The 16,171-nt window shown below is 71.2% G+C and carries 16 protein-coding genes; 10 read left to right on the top strand and 6 right to left on the bottom strand.

Going from position 1 to position 16,171, the window contains the following annotated elements; translation table 11 throughout:
• A partial coding sequence (gene trxA / locus VK611_20165; protein HMG43657.1) for a thioredoxin occupies positions 1 to 450 on the top strand: 450 nt, incomplete at its 5' end.
• Here the strand turns inward: trxA and VK611_20160 are convergent.
• Positions 419 to 1,006 (bottom strand): adenylate kinase, encoded by a 588-nt coding sequence (locus tag VK611_20160; GenBank protein ID HMG43656.1) that lies wholly within the window; start codon positions 1,004 to 1,006, stop codon positions 419 to 421. The two genes, trxA and VK611_20160, sit on opposite strands and share 32 nt — an antisense overlap.
• A 22-nt stretch (positions 1,007 to 1,028) precedes the next feature.
• On the opposite strand from VK611_20160, the gene VK611_20155 reads away from it, so the two are divergent.
• Positions 1,029 to 1,244: a zinc ribbon domain-containing protein gene (locus VK611_20155; protein HMG43655.1), complete on the top strand. Its 216-nt coding sequence runs from the start codon at positions 1,029 to 1,031 to the stop codon at positions 1,242 to 1,244.
• Positions 1,245 to 1,303: 59 nt separating this feature from the next.
• On the opposite strand, the gene VK611_20150 is transcribed toward VK611_20155, so the two are convergent.
• Positions 1,304 to 3,253 carry an ABC transporter ATP-binding protein gene (locus tag VK611_20150; GenBank protein HMG43654.1) on the bottom strand — a complete coding sequence of 650 codons (1,950 nt, stop codon included), beginning with the start codon at positions 3,251 to 3,253 and terminating at the stop codon, positions 1,304 to 1,306.
• A 66-nt stretch (positions 3,254 to 3,319) separates the two neighbouring features.
• On the opposite strand from VK611_20150, the gene VK611_20145 reads away from it, so the two are divergent.
• Genes VK611_20145 through VK611_20135 form a run of 3 tightly spaced genes read left to right on the top strand, consistent with a single transcriptional unit; the run spans position 3,320 to position 5,645 of the window.
• A complete protein-coding gene (locus VK611_20145; GenBank protein HMG43653.1) occupies positions 3,320 to 4,456 on the top strand; it encodes an acyl-CoA dehydrogenase family protein in 1,137 nt (378 codons plus the stop codon).
• Between the two features lie 17 nt (positions 4,457 to 4,473).
• Positions 4,474 to 5,256 carry an SDR family oxidoreductase gene (locus VK611_20140; protein HMG43652.1) on the top strand — a complete coding sequence of 261 codons (783 nt, stop codon included), beginning with the start codon at positions 4,474 to 4,476 and terminating at the stop codon, positions 5,254 to 5,256.
• Positions 5,253 to 5,645: a dehydratase gene (locus VK611_20135; protein ID HMG43651.1), complete on the top strand. Its 393-nt coding sequence runs from the start codon at positions 5,253 to 5,255 to the stop codon at positions 5,643 to 5,645. Before VK611_20140 ends, VK611_20135 begins: the two co-directional genes overlap by 4 nt.
• A gap of 9 nt (positions 5,646 to 5,654) precedes the next feature.
• Here the strand turns inward: VK611_20135 and VK611_20130 are convergent, their stop codons facing one another.
• From VK611_20130 to VK611_20120, 3 genes are all read right to left on the bottom strand, one after another.
• Positions 5,655 to 8,192: a hypothetical protein gene (locus tag VK611_20130; protein HMG43650.1), complete on the bottom strand. Its 2,538-nt coding sequence runs from the start codon at positions 8,190 to 8,192 to the stop codon at positions 5,655 to 5,657.
• A gap of 247 nt (positions 8,193 to 8,439) precedes the next feature.
• Positions 8,440 to 9,630: a lipid-transfer protein gene (locus VK611_20125; GenBank protein ID HMG43649.1), complete on the bottom strand. Its 1,191-nt coding sequence runs from the start codon at positions 9,628 to 9,630 to the stop codon at positions 8,440 to 8,442.
• Positions 9,623 to 10,063, bottom strand: coding sequence for an OB-fold domain-containing protein (locus tag VK611_20120; GenBank protein HMG43648.1), 441 nt, complete (start codon positions 10,061 to 10,063; stop codon positions 9,623 to 9,625). Before VK611_20120 ends, VK611_20125 begins: the two co-directional genes overlap by 8 nt.
• Before the next feature lie 137 nt (positions 10,064 to 10,200).
• Here VK611_20120 and VK611_20115 point away from each other — a divergent pair, with 137 nt between their 5' ends.
• The 5 genes from VK611_20115 (at position 10,201) to VK611_20095 (ending at position 15,694) form a co-directional block, all read left to right on the top strand.
• Positions 10,201 to 10,893 carry a metal-dependent transcriptional regulator gene (locus tag VK611_20115; protein ID HMG43647.1) on the top strand — a complete coding sequence of 231 codons (693 nt, stop codon included), beginning with the start codon at positions 10,201 to 10,203 and terminating at the stop codon, positions 10,891 to 10,893.
• Between the two features lie 40 nt (positions 10,894 to 10,933).
• On the top strand, positions 10,934 to 13,372 hold the full coding sequence (locus tag VK611_20110) for a sodium-translocating pyrophosphatase (protein HMG43646.1): 2,439 nt from the start codon (positions 10,934 to 10,936) through the stop codon (positions 13,370 to 13,372).
• Between the two features lie 95 nt (positions 13,373 to 13,467).
• Positions 13,468 to 14,238 carry an SDR family oxidoreductase gene (locus VK611_20105; GenBank protein HMG43645.1) on the top strand — a complete coding sequence of 257 codons (771 nt, stop codon included), beginning with the start codon at positions 13,468 to 13,470 and terminating at the stop codon, positions 14,236 to 14,238.
• 71 nt (positions 14,239 to 14,309) lie between these two features.
• Positions 14,310 to 14,978: a hypothetical protein gene (locus tag VK611_20100; GenBank protein ID HMG43644.1), complete on the top strand. Its 669-nt coding sequence runs from the start codon at positions 14,310 to 14,312 to the stop codon at positions 14,976 to 14,978.
• A gap of 50 nt (positions 14,979 to 15,028) precedes the next feature.
• The gene (locus VK611_20095) at positions 15,029 to 15,694 is read left to right on the top strand and encodes a pyridoxamine 5'-phosphate oxidase family protein (protein ID HMG43643.1); all 666 of its coding nucleotides are present in this window, start codon (positions 15,029 to 15,031) and stop codon (positions 15,692 to 15,694) included.
• 75 nt (positions 15,695 to 15,769) lie between these two features.
• On the opposite strand, the gene VK611_20090 is transcribed toward VK611_20095, so the two are convergent.
• The coding region (locus VK611_20090) for a DUF1996 domain-containing protein (protein ID HMG43642.1) at positions 15,770 to 16,171 on the bottom strand (402 nt) is incomplete at its 5' end.

Raw genomic sequence — 16,171 nt, 5'->3', positions numbered from 1 at the left:
CCGACGGTCGTCGTGTGCGACAACTGCGGCACGAAGAACCGCGTGCCCGCGGTCGCCGTCTCGGGGACGCCGCGCTGCGGCAGCTGCAAGGCGACGCTGCCGTGGATCGCCGATGCCCGCGACGACACCTACCGCGAGGTGGTGGAGCGGTCGCAGCTCCCGGTGCTGGTCGACCTGTGGGCGCCGTGGTGCGGGCCCTGCCGGATGGTGAGCCCGGCCCTGGAGAACCTGGCCCGGGAGTACGCCGGGCGGGTCAAGCTGGTGAAGGTCAACGTCGACGAGTCGCCGCTGGTGGCCGGGCGCAGCGGGGTGCAGGGCATCCCGACGCTGCTGGTGGTCGTCGACGGGAAGGTCGTCGCCCGTCAGACCGGCGCCGCGCCCGAGGCCGCCCTCCGCACGTGGCTGGAGACGTCGCTCTCTACAGTCGGAGGACCGACTCGATCGCCGTGAGCACCGCGTCGGGCGGCTGGTCGGCGTCGACGGAGCGGAGCAGCCCACGGGCGCGGTAGAAGCCGACCAGGGGCTCGGTCTCGACGTGGAAGACCTCGAGGCGGTGCTCGACGGTCGCTCCGTCGGCGTCGTCGCTGCGGCCGTCGGCGCGCTGCGCGAGGCGCTCCCGGGCCACGTCGTCGGGCAACGCCAGGAACACGACGACCTCGGCCGGCCCGCCGGGCACCAGCCGCTCCGCCGCCTCCGCCTGGGCGACCGTGCGCGGGAACCCGTCGAGCACGTGGCCGCCCCGGCCCTCCAGCTCGGCGAGCCGCTCGCCGACGACCGCGACCATCAGGTCGTCGTGCACCAGCTCGCCGCGGTCGAGGTAGGCGCCCACCTGCCGGCCCAGCGTGGTGCCGCGGGCGACGTGGTCACGCAGCAGGTCACCGGTCGACAGGTACGGCACCCCCAACCGCTCCGCGAGGACGACGCCATGCGTCCCCTTCCCGGAACCCGGGGCGCCGATCAGGACGACGCTGGTCGATGTGCCGATGCGCCGCAGGGTACCCGTCACCGGGGTCATCTAGGCTGAGCTCGTGCCGCTCTACGAGTACCGCTGCAAGGTGTGCGACGAGCGCTTCGACGCCCGCCGGGCGATGGTCGACGCCGATGCCCCGGCACCGTGCCCGTCGGGTCACACCGATGCCGTACGCCTCCTCGCCGCCTTCGCTGCCACCGGCCGCGCCACGGGGAGCGCGGCCCCGGCCCCCGCCGCGTCGGCGCCCTGCGGCGCGCACTGCGCCTGCCACTAGCGATCTCCTACCCCGAGCGGCCCAGCCCGGGGACGAAGCGTCCGACGGCGGCGAGCTCGTTACGGGGTGTCGAGCGTGTCCAGGGTGTCCAGGGTCTCCGCCGACGCCCCCGGCAGATCGTCGCCGATCAGCGTGCGGTAGAGCTCGGCGTACAGGCCGCCGGCGGTCACCAGGTCGTGGTGGCGTCCCCGCTCGACGATCCGGCCCTGGTCGACCACCAGGATCAGGTCGGCCTCGGTGATCGTCGACAGGCGGTGGGCGATCACCAGGCTGGTGCGCCCCGCCATGCCCTCGGCCAGCGCCCGCTGCACCAGGTGCTCGTTCTCGCTGTCGAGGTGGCTGGTGGCCTCGTCGAGGATGACGACCGTCGGGTCCTTCAGCAGCATGCGGGCGATCGCCAGCCGCTGCTTCTCGCCGCCCGACATGCGGTAGCCGCGCTCGCCGACCACGGTGTCGTAGCCGTCCGGCAGGCGCTCGATCATGTCGTAGATCTGGGCGGCCCGGCAGGCGTCGTCGACCTCGGCCGGGGTGGCCGACGGCCGGGCGTAGCGCAGGTTGTTGCCGATCGTGTCGTGGAACAGGTGCGGGTCCTGCGACACCACGCCGATCACCCGGCGCAGCGACGCCTGGGTGACGTCGCGCACGTCGACGCCGTCGACCCGCACCGCGCCCTCGGTCACGTCGTACAGCCGGGGGACGAGGTTCGACAGCGTGGTCTTCCCCGACCCCGACGGTCCGACGAGCGCCACCAGCTGGCCGGGTTCGATCGCGGCGTTGACGCCCCGCAGCACGTAGCCGCCGTCGCGGCCGTTGCCCGACGGCGCCGCCACGGTGGGGTCGAGCTCGAGGGTCGCCACCAGCGGCTCCGACGGGTAGCGGAACCACACCTCGTCGAACTCGATGCGCCCCTCGACCCCGGTCAGGTCGCGGGCCCCGGGCCGGTCGGCGATCGGGTTGGGGGCGTCGAGCACCTCGAACACCCGCTCGAACGACACGATGGCGCTCATGAAGTCGACCCGGGCGTTGGTGAGCGAGGTGAGCGGCCCGTACAGGCGGGTCACGTAGGCGGCCAGGGCGACCAGGGTGCCCAGCGAGATCGACCCGTCGACCACCAGCAGCCCACCCAGCCAGTACACGGCGGCGGTGGCGATGGCCCCGACGAGCCCGAGGGCGATGAAGAACGTGCGGCCGTAGAGCGCCGCCTTGATGCCGGTCGCCCGCACCTTGTCGGCCCGGCCGGCGAACTCCGCGTGCTCGTCCTCGGGCCGGCCGAACAGCTTGACCAGCAGCGCCCCGGCCACGTTGAGCCGCTCGGTCATGACCGCGCTCATCGAGGCGTTGAGGTTCATCTGGTCGCGGGTGATGGCCTGGAGCCGGCGCCCGACCCGCTTGGCGGGGAAGATGAACAGCGGCAGGGCGACGAGCGCCAGCAGCGTCAGCCGCCACTCGAGCACGAGCATCGCCGCCAGCACGGTGCCGAGCGTGATCACGTTCGACACGATCGACCCGAGCGTCCCGGTGAGCGCCCGCTGTGCACCGATCACGTCGTTGTTGAGGCGGCTGGTGAGGGCGCCGGTCTGGGTGCGGGTGAAGAACGCCAGCGGCATCTCCTGCACGTGGTCGAACACGGCGACCCGCAGGTCGTAGATCACGCCCTCGCCGATGTGCGACGACAGCCAGCGCTCGGCCAGCGCCAGCGCCGCGCTGGCGATAGCGGCGGCCACCGCCAGCACGCCGAGCCAGTGCAGCGGGCCGAGGTTGTCGGACGACGACTGCGCCTCGGGGATGGCGGTGTCGATGATCTGGCGGAACAGCAGCGGCGGGACGACGCCGATCAGCGCCTGCAGGGCGAGCACGCCCACGAAGCCGATCAGCATCGTGCGGTAGGGCCGGGCGAAGCGCAGGACGCGCACGAGGATCTTCCGGTCGAAACGGACGTCGCCGAGCTGGCTCGGGTCCGCGCCGAGAAGGCCGCCACGCCCGCCTGTTCGCATTCCACCAGGAGGCATGGGGGGAGGCTACGGCGCCACCGTCGAGTCGGATGTCTGACGGGTCGTCAGATACTGTCGAGCCCTGTGGACCTACGGGACAGCGACGAGGACCGGGCCTTCCGCGAGGAGGTGCGGACGTTCCTCGAGGAGAGCCTGGGCGGCGACTTCCAGGTCGTCAGAGGGCGCGGCGGCCCCGGCGACGAGCACGTCCTGTTCGACGAGCGGCTCGCCTGGGAGCGCCACCTCGGCCGCCACGGCTGGACCTGCGTCGCCTGGCCCAAGGAGCACGGTGGCCGGGGTCTGTCGCTGCGCCAGCAGGTGGTCTACTTCGAGGAGTACGCCCGGGCCGGGGGGCCGGGGCGCATCGGCATCGTCGGCGAGGGGCTGATCGGCCCCACGCTGATCGCCTTCGGATCGCCCGAGCAGCAGCGCCGCTTCCTGCCGGGCATCGTCGCCGGCGAGGAGCTGTGGTGCCAGGGGTACTCCGAGCCGGACGCCGGCAGCGACCTGGCCAACATCCAGACCCGGGCCGTCCGCGACGGCGACGACTGGGCGATCACCGGCCAGAAGGTGTGGACGTCGCTGGCCCACTGGGCCGACTGGTGCTTCGTCCTGGCCCGCACCTCGCCGGTCGAGGCGGGCGGCCGCAAGCACCACGGCATCTCCTACCTGCTGGTGCCCATGCGGCAGGACGGCATCGAGATCCGGCCCATCGTGCAGCTGACCGGCGACAGCGAGTTCAACGAGGTCTTCTTCGACGGCGCCCGGGCCGCGGCCACCGACGTGGTGGGCGCGGAGGGCGACGGCTGGCGGGTGGCGATGGGCACGCTCGCCTTCGAGCGGGGCGCCTCGACATTGGGCCAGCAGCTCAACTTCCGCTTCGAGCTCGACGCCATCGTCTCGTTGGCGCGGCGGGACGACCCCGTGGTCCGGCAGCGGCTGGCGCAGGCGCACGTCGACTTGGAGATCATGCGGCTCAACGCCCTGCGATCGACCCCGCGGACGGATGCGATCAACAAGCTCTACTGGGCGACGGTGCACCGGTCGCTGGGCGAGCTGGCGGTCGACGTCCTGGGCGCGGCCGCCACGGTCGACCCCGACGAGCGGCTGCAGCGGCTGTTCCTCTTCAGCCGGGCCGACACGATCTACGGCGGGTCCAACCAGATCCAGCGCAACATCATCGGCGAGCGAGTCCTCGGACTACCCAAGGAGCCACGTTGAGCGAGCGTCCGTCCGCAATGACGAAGCCTCCGACAGAGCCGGCCGGGCGGGACCTCCTCGCGGGGAAGGTCGCCGTCGTGACGGCGGCGGCGGGGACCGGGATCGGCCACGCCACCGCGCGGCGGTTCCTCCAGGAGGGGGCGACCGTGGTGATCAGCGACGCCCACCAACGGCGGCTCGCCGAGGCGGCCGACGAGCTGACCGAGCTGGGCGGCGGGACGGCGCCGTTGGCGGTGCCGTGCGACGTGACCGTCGAGGAGCAGGTGCAGGACCTGTTCGCCGCCGCCGTCGAGGCCCACGGGCAGATCGACGTGGTGGTGAACAACGCCGGGCTCGGCGGCACCACCCACCTGGTCGACATGACCGACGAGCAGTGGTTCAAGGTGCTCGACGTGACGTTGACCGGCACGTTCCGCTGCACCCGGGCGGCGCTGCGGCTGCTCGGCGCCCAGGGGTCGGGCGTGATCGTCAACAACGCCTCGGTGCTGGGCTGGCGGGCGCAGGAGGGCCAGGCCCACTACGCCGCCGCCAAGGCCGGGGTGATGGCCCTCACCCGCTGCGCCGCGGTCGAGGCCGCGCCGTTGGGCGTCCGGGTGAACGCCGTGGCGCCCAGCCTGGCCATGCACCCGTTCCTGGCCAAGGTCACCAGCGACGGGCTGCTCGAAGAGCTGGCGGAGCGCGAGGCGTTCGGCCGGCCGGCCGAGGTGTGGGAGATCGCCACCGTGATCGCCTTCCTGGCCAGCGACTACTCGACGTACATGACCGGTGAGGTCGTGAGCGTCAGCTCCCAGCACCCGTGAAGCTGTCCGACGTTCCCGGCGCGGTCGGGCGCGACCTGGGCGCCACCGACTGGGTGGAGGTGACGCCGGCGCAGGTCGACGACTACGTCGCGGCGACGGGTGACTCGGACGGCGACGTCCCGCCGCTGCTGCTCCTCGCCCTCACCAACCTCTTCATGCCGCAGCTGTTCGCGGTCGACGACGCCGCGATGGGCGTCAACTACGGAACCGGCGAGGTGCGGTTCCCCGCACCGGCAGCCGTCGGGACCCGGGTCCGGGCCCGGGCCGAGCTGGTCGCCTGCGACGATGTGCGCGGCGGCATCCAGACGACCGTCCGGATCACGGTCGAAGCTGAGGGCGTCGACGCACCGGTGTGCGTGGTCGACGCCCTCAGCCGCTGGCTCGTCTGAGCCGTAGCCCTAGTTCGTCGCCGGGGTGAGGGCCTCGGGGGCGTCGTCCTCGGCGTCGTCGGTGGCGTCTTCCTCCGCCGGTTCGGCGCCGTTGGTCGAGACCTCGGCACCCGTGCCGCGGAGGCGCTTCACCAGGACGTACATCGAGGCGGTGGCCAGGATGTAGGCGAGGATGCCGGCCACGAACGTCCAGATGATCCCGAAGAACAGGGCGATCACGGTGGCGAACACCGAGGCGACCACCGACATGGCGCCGTTGATGCCCCACAGGAACGCGGTGGGCGAGTCCTCGTCGGTCGACGCCATCCGCATGCCGATCGAGAACGGCATGCCCATGAAGAACGCCATCGGCGCCAGCAGACCGACCGACACGGCGATGCGGACCGGGGTGGTGCGGTCGGCGAACTGCTCGATCAGCTCGGGCGTGACCAGACCGAACACCAGCGCCACGCCCAGCAGCACCAGCAGCGGGATCAGCAGCGACATGGGTCTGTCGATCTTGGTGATCCGGTCGACCAGCATCGACCCGATGCCGCTGAAGATCAGCACGGTGAAGAGCACCACGGTCAGCGCGTACGTCGGATGGCCGAGGAACGTGCTCAATCGCATCAGCTGCGAGATCTCGACCATCAGGAACCCGAGGCCGATGCCGCAGAAGTACAGGTACTGGGGAGTGCGGCCCTTGTGCCGGGTGCGCCGCCCGATCTGGAACAGCGGCCCGCCGATGCAGACCGCCGCCAGCAGGAGCACCGCCACCGCCAGGGAGGCGAGCACGACCACCGAGCGGAACACCTGCTTGTTGGCCGGCAGGTCCTGCCGGATGACGTTGCCCATGTCGGCCATCTGGAAGAAGAACGGCTTGTCGTCGGTGGGCGGCGAGATGTCGGCCTTCACCACGTCGAGGTTCGGCCCGGGCCCGCCCGGCTCGACCAGCGGGGCGAACGGGAACTCGTCGTTGGCGAAGTCCGGCCCGAGCACCGGACTGAACTCCATGTCCTCGGCGATGTCGCCCACTGTGGCGAGCTGGTCCTGTGTGAAGGGCTCCTGGCTCACCATGATCGTGCCGACGGTGGCGCCCACCGGGCCCTCGGGCGGGCCTTCGTAGATGAGGATGTGGTCCCGCGGGTTCTCGACGCCGCGGTCGGTCAGCACCTGCGACGCCAGCGCCGTCGTCCGCAGCATCTCCAGCGGCTCGGGGTTCTCGTGCCGGAACCAGCGGGAGACCGACAGGATCCCGTCGCCGCTGAGCTTGTCGAGGAACGTGTTCCAGGCGTCGGTGGTGTAGAGCGAGTTCTCGCTGAGGGCGAAGGCACCGGCCGACGTGGCCGCCCACGTGTCGATCAGCGAGATCTGGATCGTGTCGAACTCGTCGGACGTGCGGGTGATGTAGCTGCGGGCCTCGTCGTTGTGCAGTTCGAGGCCCTCGATCTCGTCGAGGTTGGTGAAGTCGCCGTAGGTGTCGGTGACGAGGTCGAGGATGTTGTCGTTGATCTCGATGCCGTCGATGTGGTCGGCACCGAACTCGGCGGCCGACAGCACGTCGCGCCCGCCGCCCACGCCGATGATCGCGGCCCGGTCGAAGTCCGGCCCCTCCTGCGCCCAGTAGGCGAGGTTGGAGATGTCGTAGCGGAGGAAGTCGGTCTGGTCGGGGTCGCCGTCGTAGCCGGTCATCACCGTGCCGGCGGTGCTGTCGATCAGCATCGACAGCTGCCGCGCCTGCAGGTCCTCCGGCATCGTGTCGCTGAGACCGTTGCCGAAGGGGTCGCCGAACGCCGCGGGGTCGCCGTCGACCGTGACCCGGGAGAAGGCGTTCCACGTGTCGTCGCGGTGCTTGGTGTCCTTCTCCTCCTTCGTGTAGAGGATCTTCACGAAGGGCTTGTTGCGGGCGTGGAGGGCGTCGTTGCCGAAGGCGCCGAGCAGCAGCAGCACGGTGACGCCGCCGGCCAGCACCATGCCCTTGAGCTCCTTGGCGTCGACGGCGAAGAGGAACGCGCCGATCGCGGCGACGGCCGCCACCAGGATCACGAGGCTGGGGCCGTCGAAGTAGTTGAACGCCAGCACCAGGAGGAGACAGCCCAGGCCGGCGCCGATGAGGTCGGCGGCGTAGAGCCGGTTGACCTTGTCACCGAACTTCGTGAGGGCCAGGCACACCACCACGCCGGCGCAGACGAACGGGATCGCGATGATCACGCACGTCCAGAACACCGCGGCCATGGCGCCGGCGTTGGCCTCCACCCGGAAGTTGATCGACAGCTGAGTGGAGATCGCCACCACGATGAACAGCGAGTAGGCCAGGGCGTAGCGCCACATCTGGCCCTTGACCCGCTCCTCGGTGAACCACTGCGGCCGCTGGTGGACGAGCAGCGCCCCCGCCGTGGTGCCGAACAGCGCCACCGAGATGGCGACGAAGGCGAAGTGGTACCACATGGTCACGCTGAAGATCCGCGTCAGCACGATCTCGTAGGCCAGCGTCGTCAACGTCAGGACGAAGAGCCCCGCGTAGGTGGCCGGCCGGGCACGGAGGCCCGGGGCAGCAGCGGTTGACATTCGAAGAAAGACCCCCAGTGCGTCCTGCCGCGAACTGGTCCGGCAGAAGTAACGGCAGGTAACTGATTAGCCGACGCGGCGGATGCGCGCCACCGAACTCGGCGATGGTAGGCGCTCGGTCACGACTCGTGCGCGAAATCGCGGCGAACGCTGGCTGGTGAGCGATGAACGGTGGGCGGCGGCCACCCGACCCGAAATTTCGACAGAGGCGGTCGCCATGGCGCCGGCTCTGTCGAAGTTTCGGAGGTCAGTGGCTCAGGATCACCGCGGAGCCGTGGCCGAAGAGGCCCTGGTTGGCGGTCAGGCCGACGGCGGCGCCGGGCACCTGGCGGTCGCCGGCCTGGCCCCGCAGCTGCCACGCGACCTCGCACACCTGGGCCAGCGCCTGGGCGGGGACGGCCTCGCCGAAGCTCGCCAGGCCGCCCGAGGGGTTCACCGGGATGCGGCCGCCCAGCGACGTCTCGCCGTTGCGCACCAGCCGCTCGGCCTCGCCGGGCTTGCACAGCCCGATGTCTTCGTACCAGTCGAGCTCGAGCGCGGTCGACAGGTCGTACACCTCGGCCAGGGCCAGGTCGTCGGGGCCGAGGCCCGCCTCCTCGTAGGCCGCCTGGGCGATAGCGCCCCGGAAGCCGATCTCGGGGGCGGCGACCGCGACGGTCGAGTCGGTGGCGATGTCGGGCAGGTCGACGACCGTCTTCGGGAACGTCGGCGTGACCGTGGCGACCGCCCGCAGCCGGATCGGCTTCGTCTCCTGGAGCCGGTGGCGCGCGTAGTCGGCCGACGTGAGGACGATGGCGGCGCCGCCGTCGGACGTGGCGCAGATGTCGAGCAGGTGCAGCGGGTCGCTCACGATCGGCGACGCCAGCACCTCGTCGACGGTGACCGCCTTGCGGTAGCGGGCGTTGGGGTTGGCCAGCCCGTGGCGGGAGTTCTTCACCTTCACCTTGGCGAAGTCCTCGACGGTGGCGCCGTGCAGCTCGATGCGGCGGCGGGCGTAGAGGCCGAAGTAGGCGGGGTTGGTGGCGCCCAGCAGCCGGAACCGCAACCAGTCGGCGTCGTCGGGGCGGTCGCCGGCGTTGGGGGCGAGGAAGCCCTTGGGTGTGGTGTCGGCCCCGACCACCAGGGCGACGTCGCACAGGCCCGCCAGGATGCGGGCGCGGGCCGTGTCGAGCGCCTGGGCGCCGGTGGCGCAGGCGGCGTAGCTGGTGGCCACCCGGGCGCCGTTCCAGCCCAGCGCCTGGGCGAAGGTGGCGCCGGCGACGTAGCCGGGGTAGCCGTTGCGGACGGTCTCGCCGCCGACCACGTAGCCGACGTCCTTCCACTCGATCCCGGCGTCGGCCAGCGCAGCTCGCGCCGCGGCCACGCCGTAGGTGGTGAAGCTGTGGCCCCACTTGCCCCAGGGGTGCATGCCCACTCCGGCGACGACGACGTCAGACATGAGCGGGCCTCCAGCGCCAGGTGAGGTACGTGGTGTCGGTGTCGGCGTCGGTGTAGAGAGGCTCGACCACGAGTTCGACCGGCGCGCCGATCGCCAGGTCGCCGGTGCCGTAGCCGTCGGCCACCTGGCCGAGGACCACCATGCCCTCGCCGTCGAGCTCCACCGCGGCGAGCGCGAACGGCTCGTACGGGTCGTGGCGGGGGATGTAGGGGGGCGGCGGCTGGTAGCGGGCGTCGGTGTAGGACCAGACGTGGCCGGTGCGGGGCAGCTCCACCTCGTCGAGCTCCTCGCCGGCGCAGGCGGGGTTGCGGCAGAAGGTGGTCTCCCGGGGGAAGAACGCGGTGCCGCACGTCCGGCACCGGGTGCCCAGCAGCGCCGGTCGCTCCCCGGTGGTGAACCACCCCTCGATCGCCGGCACGACGGTGCTCACCATCCAGCCCTCCAAGGATCTGACGATGTGTCAGATAAGTCTCGCATAGGTCTGCGGTTTGGAGCGACTCCTGGCCCGGTGGTAGGAAAACTCGACTGACGCGCGCCGAAGGTCAGGTTTTGGAGGACCAAATTTCCACCATGCTGGACGGTTTGACGAAGTCCGAGCGCGAAGCGCTCAAGGCGATCTACCGCTTCACCCGTGACGGGTCGGAGGCGCACACGGGCGCGCTCGCCGAGTCGCTCGGCCTGTCGCCCGGCACCGTCACCACGCTGGTGAAGCGGCTCGCCGACCGGGGGCTCGTCGACCACCGCCCCTACCAGGGCGTCAGCTTCACCGACGCCGGGCGCCGCGCCGCCATCGCCGCCATCCGGCGCCACCGGATCGTGGAGCGCTTCCTCGCCGACATGCTGGGCTACGCCTGGAACCAGGCCGACGCCCTGGCCGTCAGCTTCGAACACGACCTGCCCGCCGAGGTGGTCGACCGCCTGTACGTGGCGCTCGACCGCCCCAAGACCTGTCCGCACGGCTTCGCCATCCCCGACGAAGCCGACCGTGACCTGCCCGAGACACCCCAGCTGTACGACCTCGCCGTCGGCGACGTCGCCCGGGTGGCCGTCTCCGGCAGCACGGAGAACGAGATCGTCACCTTCCTCGAAGATCTCGGCGTGGTGCCGGGTGCCGAGGTCAGGGTGATCGAGAAGCACCCGTTCGACGGCCCGCTCGTGGTCGAGGTGGCGGGCCAGACCCGCACCCTGGGGGAACGGGTCGCACGTCAGGTGTACGTAACACGTACTCTCCGCACCCGCGCCGACGCCGCAACCGGCACCTGAGTCAACGACGACATCGAGATAGACAGAGGGAAAGAGACCTATGTCCGCACTGTTCGCCGCTGAAGGCGGCTTCCAGGACTTCACTCTCCGGGGAGGGGAGTGGTTCGTCCTCGTGGGCTCCGCCCTGACCGCGCTCCTCGCTCTGGGCGTGGGCCTCGTGCTCATGCAGAGCGTGCTGAAGGCGGACCAGGGCTCGCCCACCATGATCGACATCGCCAAGGCGATCCAGGAAGGCGCGCAGGCCTACCTGCGACGCCAGTTCCGCACGATCGGGTACATCCTCGTGCCGTTGGCGATCATCGTGTTCGTCACCTCGGTGGCGGTCGAGAAGTCCGACGGCACCGAGGCGCTCTCGTTCTTCGAGTCCGGCCTCTTCCGGACGCTGGCCTTCCTGGCCGGCGGCATCATGTCCGGCCTCACCGGCTTCATCGGCATGGGCCTGGCCGTGCGGGGCAACGTCCGCACCGCGGCCGCGGCACGCGGCGGCAAGATGGGCCCGGCGCTCGACGTCGCCTTCAAGACCGGCGGCGTGGCCGGCATGTTCTGCGTCGGCCTGGGCCTGATCGGCGCCACCACCATCGTGATGCTGTTCCAGAACACGGCGTCGGCGATCCTCATCGGCTTCGGCTTCGGCGGTTCGCTGCTGGCGCTGTTCCTGCGGGTCGGTGGCGGCATCTTCACCAAGGCGGCCGACGTCGGCGCCGACCTGGTCGGCAAGGTCGAGGCCGGTATCCCCGAGGACGACCCCCGCAACCCCGCCACCATCGCCGACAACGTGGGCGACAACGTGGGCGACTGCGCCGGCATGGCCTCGGACCTGTTCGAGTCCTACGAGGTCACCCTGGTCGCCTCGATCATCCTGGGTGTGCCCGCCTTCCAGCGGATCTTCCCGGACAACCCCGGCCTGTGGGCCGCAGGTGCCATGTTCCCGCTGGCCGCCCGGGCCATCGGCGTGCTCGCCTCGATCGTGGGCGTCTTCATGGTGAAGGCCCGTGAGTCCGACAAGTCGGCCATGGCCCCCATCAACCGCGGCTTCCTCACCGCCGGCGTCCTCACCGTGCTCGGCACGCTGGCCGTGGCGCTCGTCTACGTGGGCAGCCCCGAAGGCGAGATCAGCGACGTCGGCCTGCGCATGTTCGGCGCCGTCGTGATCGGCCTCGTGCTGGCCCAGGTCGCCAGCCGCATCACCGAGTACTTCACCTCGACCGAGACGAAGCCGGTGCAGGAGATCGCCGACGCCACCGAGACCGGCCCGGCCACCACGGTGCTGGCGGGTACGGCATCGGGCCTCGAGTCGTCGGTGTGGGCGATCCTCGCCATCGCCGTCGCCATCGCGGCGGCCATCGGCCTGGGCGGCGGCGACACGCAGTTCTCGCTGTACCTGGTCGCCCTGTGCGGCATGGGCATGCTGGCCACCACCGGCGTGGTCGTGTCCGAGGACACGTTCGGCCCGGTGGCCGACAACGCCGCCGGCATCGCCGAGATGTCGGGCGAGTTCCACGGCGAGGCCGAGCGGGTCATGGTGTCGCTCGACGCCGTGGGCAACACCACCAAGGCTGTCACCAAGGGCTTCGCCATCGGCTCCGCGGTGATCGCCGCGGTGGCCCTGTTCGCCAGCTTCATCGAGATCGCCGCCGACGAGGTGGTGCCCAACGACCTCTTCGAGGCGGCGAAGAACACCGCCGGCGGCGTGTTCAGCCTCGTGCCGATCAACGTGGCCGATCCCAAGGTCTTCATCGGCCTGCTCATCGGCGGCGCGGTGCCGTTCCTGTTCTCGTCGCTGGCCATCCGGGCCGTCGGCCGCACCGCCGGTGTGGTCGTCCAGGAGGTCCGCAACCAGTTCGCCGACGGCAAGATCATGTCGGGCGAGAAGAAGCCGGACTACGCGCCGGTCATCGACATCTGCACCACGGCCTCGCTCCGCGAGCTGGCCACCCCGGCCCTGCTGGCCGTGCTCACCCCGGTCATCATCGGCTTCGGCATCGGCTACACGGCACTGGGTGCGTTCCTGGCCGCGGTGATCCTGGTCGGCCAGCTCATGGCCAACTACCTGTCCAACGCCGGTGGTGCGTGGGACAACGCCAAGAAGTACATCGAGGACGGCCACCACGGCGGCAAGGGGTCCGAGGCGCACCACGCCGCGGTCATCGGCGACACCGTCGGCGACCCGTTCAAGGACACCGCCGGTCCGGCCCTCAACCCGCTCATCAAGGTGATGAACCTGGTGTCGCTGCTGATCCTGCCGGCTGTCATCAGCCTGTCGGACGTCGACAGCGAGAACTGGTTGAAGACGACGCCAGAGCCCGCAGGCTTCGCCATCGCCGGTGTGGCGCTGGCCGTCCTGCTCGGTGCCATCGCCTTCTCGAAGCGCGCCGGCGCCGGCATCGCCACCGACGGCGACGGGAGCACCAACGGCACCAGCCCGTCGGGCTCCACGGGCTCGCAGCCCGCCGTGGCCGCCGCGTCCGCCGCTGAGTGAGATAGCGGCTACGTAACGCTGTATCGACTGCGCCGGTCAGACGGCCAACGCTTCTGGCCGGCGCAGTCTTCGAACTCGGGGGAGGGGGTACCTGGATGCCAGTGCAGTTCGACCTGTCCGGCAAAGTCGCGCTGGTGACCGGGGGAACCCGTGGTGTCGGGCGGGGTATCGCCGAGGCGTTCCTCGCGGCAGGGGCCGAGGTGATCGTCTGCGCCCGCAACGCGCCGGCCCGGCCGCCGTCGTTCGAGGACCGCGAGGCCACGTTCCTGGCGACCGACGTGCGCGACTGGGACGACATCGGGCGGGCCGTCGCCGTCGCCGTGGGCCGCTACGGGCGGCTTGACGCCGTCGTGAACAACGCCGGCGGGTCGCCCCCGGCCGCGGCCGCCACCGCGTCGCCGCGGTTCTCGTCGGCCATCATCACCTTGAACCTGATCTCGCCGCTGCTGGTCACCCAGCGGGCCAACGAGGTGATGCAGGACCAGGAGTCCGGCGGCTCGATCGTCAACATCGCATCCCTGTCGGGCATGCGGCCGTCGCCCGGCACCGCGGCCTACGGCGCCGCCAAGGCCGGGCTCATCAACCTCACCGAGAGCCTGGCCGCCGAGTTCGCCCCCAAGGTGCGGGTGAACTGCGTGACGGCCGGGGCCATCGCCACCGAGGAGCTGCACCAGCGCTTCGGCGGCGACATGTACTTCGACGCCGTGGCGAAGACCGTCCCGATGGGGCGGATGGGCACCCCCGGCGACGTCGCCCAGGCGTGCCTGTTCCTGACGTCGGACGCCGCGTCGTTCGTCACCGGGGCCAACCTGGTGGTCCACGGCGGGGGCGACGATCCGCCGCCCGCCCAGCCCGACCCGGCTTGAGGGTCCGCGCTCCGCGCTGCACCGGGTTGTAGCTTCGACTCCCTGGGTCTGAGCTAGGGGAGTGAGAACGGGTGGACGGCAAGTGTTTCGCGCGTCGGCTGAGTGCCGCCGCGCTGCTGGTGTTGTTGTCGGGGTGCAGCGGCGGGGGAGGCGAGGCCGAGCAGCGGTCCGAGTCGCAGGAGGAGCAACCTGACGACGACGATTCCCGGGGCGCTCCCGGGGAGGACGGGTCCGACTCCGACGACGAGTCGCCGTCGAGCACGGACGAGGAGTCGCCCCCCGACGCCGATCCCGATGCCGAGACCGCGGTCCGGCAGGCCTACGTCGACTACCAGACGATGTTCGAGCGGCTGGTGATCGAACCCGACTCGGACGACCCCGAGATCGAGCAGCTCACCTCGGGCGACGAGCTGAACCACGTGGTCGACGTGCTCACCCGCTACGAGACCCGCAACCAGGCCGTCGAGTTCGGCACCCGCCAGGAGCACAACGTGTTCGACGTCCAGCTCCACACCAACGGTCGCACCGCCGTGGTGCTCGACTGCAACGTGTCCGACGCCCGGGTGGTCAACGCCTCGACGCGGGGGGTCCTCAGCCGCGACCCCGAGGGCGGGGCGGCCAACGTCGTCACCGCCACGGTCGTGCTGTCCGACGACGCCTGGACGGTCGACGCCACCGACGCCATCCCCCTCCAGCCGGGGCAGGGCTGCGGCCCCGACGGCGTGATCCGCGGTTCCTGAGCCCGGAATCCGCTGCGGGCGGCGGCAGGTGCCTTCGTAGCCTGCGGGCTATGTCGTCGTCCGAGGCTCCTGCCGGTCCGCCGTCCGTCCGCACGACCGTGCGCCGCATCGCCGAGCGGGCGTCGTACGACCCGGCGTCGGCCCACGCCATCCTCGACGAGGGGCTGGTGTGCCACGTCGGCCTGGTGACCGACGACGGACCGGTGGTCATCCCCACCCTCTACGCCCGTGACGGCGACCGGCTGCTGCTGCACGGCTCGGTGGCCAGTCGGCTCCTACGGGGTGCGACCGACGGCCCCGTCTGCGTCACGGTCACGCTGGTCGACGGGCTGGTGCTGGCCCGCTCGGCGTTCCACCACGCGGTGAACTACCGGTCGGTGGTCGTCTTCGGGCAGGCCGAGCGCATCGACGACCCGGAGGAGAAGCGGGCCGCGCTCGACGTGCTGGTCGAGGCGCTGGTGCCCGGGCGCACGGCCGACGCCCGCCGGCCGAACGACGTGGAGCTGCGCCAGACGGCGGTACTGGCCCTCCCGCTCCACGAGGTGTCGGTGAAGGTGCGCGACGGCGGTGCCAAGGACGAGCCCGAGGACCTGGACCTTCCGGTCTGGGCCGGCGTCCTGCCGCTGCCGGTGGTGCCGGGCGCTGCCGTGCCAGACCCCCTCCAGCCGGCCGCCCTCCCGACCCCGGACTACGTCCTCGGCTACCGCCGTCGCTGACCTTCAGACGAAATGTGCACGGGAACGCACGATTTCCGTGCGTTCCCGTGCACATTTCGGGTGGGGTGAACAGATTCAGGGATCGCCGACGTTGAGGCGGGCGGTCTCCGACGTCACGTCGCAGCGGCGGTTCTCGCGGAGGCAGAGGTCGACCTCCCGGGCGATGTGGTCCTGGTCCCAGGCCATGACGGCGTCGCCGTGGCCGCCGGTGGTGGGGCCGGACGCCAGGGTGAGCGGGGTGCCGGCGGGCGTCGACGGGTAGCGGATGTCGACGCGCAGTTGGGGGAGCAGCACCGGGTGGTCGCCGGGACAGGCGCCGTCGTCACCCAGAGCCGCCAGGTGCGAGCGGTGGTCGTCGGAGCCGAGGTGATCGCCGTCCCAGCAGGGCGGGAACATCAGCCGCAGCAACAGGAACGGCGACCGCTCGCACGGCTGCGGCACCGGCGACGTCGCCTCCGCCAGCCCGCACGACCAGGC

This window comes from Acidimicrobiales bacterium (assembly GCA_035316325.1).
In the GTDB taxonomy this organism is placed as follows: Bacteria; Actinomycetota; Acidimicrobiia; order Acidimicrobiales; family VFJN01; genus DASXTK01.
The sequence above is the reverse complement of the archived record's forward strand: the minus strand, read 5'-3'. Positions and strand labels throughout refer to the sequence as shown.

Excerpts from the sequence above, each read along its gene's own strand:
- VK611_20110 (HMG43646.1), top strand. The coding sequence starts at position 10,934 with ATGTCCGCACTGTTCGCCGCTGAAGGCGGCTTCCAGGACTTCACTCTC.
- VK611_20140 (HMG43652.1), top strand. The coding sequence starts at position 4,474 with ATGACGAAGCCTCCGACAGAGCCGGCCGGGCGGGACCTCCTCGCGGGG.
- VK611_20095 (HMG43643.1), top strand. The coding sequence starts at position 15,029 with ATGTCGTCGTCCGAGGCTCCTGCCGGTCCGCCGTCCGTCCGCACGACC.
- VK611_20125 (HMG43649.1), bottom strand. The coding sequence starts at position 9,630 with ATGTCTGACGTCGTCGTCGCCGGAGTGGGCATGCACCCCTGGGGCAAG.
- VK611_20150 (HMG43654.1), bottom strand. The coding sequence starts at position 3,253 with ATGCCTCCTGGTGGAATGCGAACAGGCGGGCGTGGCGGCCTTCTCGGC.
- VK611_20105 (HMG43645.1), top strand. The coding sequence starts at position 13,468 with ATGCCAGTGCAGTTCGACCTGTCCGGCAAAGTCGCGCTGGTGACCGGG.
- VK611_20120 (HMG43648.1), bottom strand. The coding sequence starts at position 10,063 with ATGGTGAGCACCGTCGTGCCGGCGATCGAGGGGTGGTTCACCACCGGG.
- VK611_20130 (HMG43650.1), bottom strand. The coding sequence starts at position 8,192 with ATGTCAACCGCTGCTGCCCCGGGCCTCCGTGCCCGGCCGGCCACCTAC.
- VK611_20115 (HMG43647.1), top strand. The coding sequence starts at position 10,201 with ATGCTGGACGGTTTGACGAAGTCCGAGCGCGAAGCGCTCAAGGCGATC.